Origin of the sequence: Armatimonas sp. (genome assembly GCF_031410135.1) — a bacterium.
Lineage (GTDB): Bacteria > Armatimonadota > Armatimonadia > Armatimonadales > Armatimonadaceae > Armatimonas.
Window position 1 is genome coordinate 1 of the sequence record NZ_JANNYP010000104.1, and the last position, 1,463, is coordinate 1,463.

Consider the following 1,463-nt stretch of genomic DNA (forward strand, 5'->3'; position numbering starts at 1 on the left):
GAACAATATCGCCTGGGCACGCCAGCTAGAACAAGCGGGTGTCCATGTGGTCTATGGCCTGATCGGGCTCAAGACCCACTCCAAGTGCCTCTTGATTGTCCGAAAAGAGGCCGATGGGATCAAGCGCTACGTGCACTTTGGGACGGGTAACTACAACGCGACCACGGCCCGTTTCTACACCGATCTGGGGCTGCTCACCTGCGACGAAGAGCTGGGTGCCGATGTTACCGATCTCTTTAACTACCTCACCGGCTACTCACGGCAGACCAAGTTCCGCAAGATTCTTGTTGCGCCCATCAACCTGCGCCAGGAGATTGCACACCGCATCCAGCGCGAAACCGAGCACGCCAAGGCAGGCCGCTCTGCTAAGCTGATCTTCCAGATGAACGCGCTTGTCGACCCGGAGATGATTGGCCTTCTCTACGAAGCCTCGCGAGCCGGGGTCAAGATCGAGCTGATTATCCGTGGGATTTGTTGCTTGCTCCCCAAGCTCCCCGGCTGGTCGGAGAATATCCGGGTGATCTCGATTGTCGGACGATTTTTAGAGCACGCACGTATCTTCTACTTCGAGAACGACGGCGAGTCCGAGCTCTATGCTGGAAGCGCAGATCTGATGCAGCGCAACTTGGATCGGCGAGTGGAGGTCGTCTTCCCGATCGAGAGCCCGAAGCTCAAGGCGCATGTGGTGAAGAAGATCCTCGCCACGCTCTTGGCGGACAATGTTCAGGCCCGCGAGCTCCAGCCCGACGGTAGCTACGAGCGCCTGAAACCCACCGATAGGAAACGTCGTGACTCACAGGTCCTCTTCCAGCGAACCGGCCAGCGCCGCTGATTTTTCTCGCGAGCTAGCGGCACTTGCCACAGAGCGCGAACGTTTCTTGCGTGAGGGGACGCTCGCTGATGTCTTTGCGGTGGCGTACTTTCACCTGACCAAGCGTATCAGCGAGCTGCCTCTGCGCTACCCGGAAGTCACGGCAGCGCAGATACGCGGCTTCTATGCTGCCTACACGCAGCGGGAAAGTTTGGCACACTGGCGGCCTTATCTGGAGCTAGCTGGCACACGACGTTTGAAGCGCAGCACCGATCCGGGGGCGCTTTTGCAGGCTCTTTTGGAGCGGGCCATGATCCCCCATATCCTCTATGACCTGCCGCCTGCACTCCGTGCCACACGCCCCGAGATGCTCTCCTGGGAAGCACTCGCACCCGATTTCTTCGCCCTCGATCCGCTCTTTGACCGGGCCGCACATGCCACGTTGCTCGATTTCGACCATGCCACGCGGCGGCTCGGGGCGCTTCGCTCGACACACCGGGAAGCCTTGGAGCAAGGGCGATTGCATATAAAATCCGAGGTATTCTGAGCCAAAATGCACTTGGCTCAGGAGGGCCTCACCCCATTGATGGAAGCCACGGATACCCCGAAAACAACGCGATATTCTCTCATAGAGCACTTCCAAGACATACCA

Annotated in this window: 1 protein-coding gene and 1 pseudogene; both read left to right on the top strand. The window is 58.7% G+C overall.

The window, feature by feature from the left end; genetic code table 11:
* Positions 1–832, top strand: a pseudogene (locus tag RMO15_RS03860) (RNA degradosome polyphosphate kinase); the annotation flags it as partial.
* Positions 789–1,358 carry a hypothetical protein gene (locus tag RMO15_RS03865; protein ID WP_309708033.1) on the top strand — a complete coding sequence of 190 codons (570 nt, stop codon included), beginning with the start codon at positions 789–791 and terminating at the stop codon, positions 1,356–1,358. The pseudogene RMO15_RS03860 and the gene RMO15_RS03865, both read left to right, overlap by 44 nt.
* The last annotated feature ends 105 nt before the right edge of the window (positions 1,359–1,463 follow it).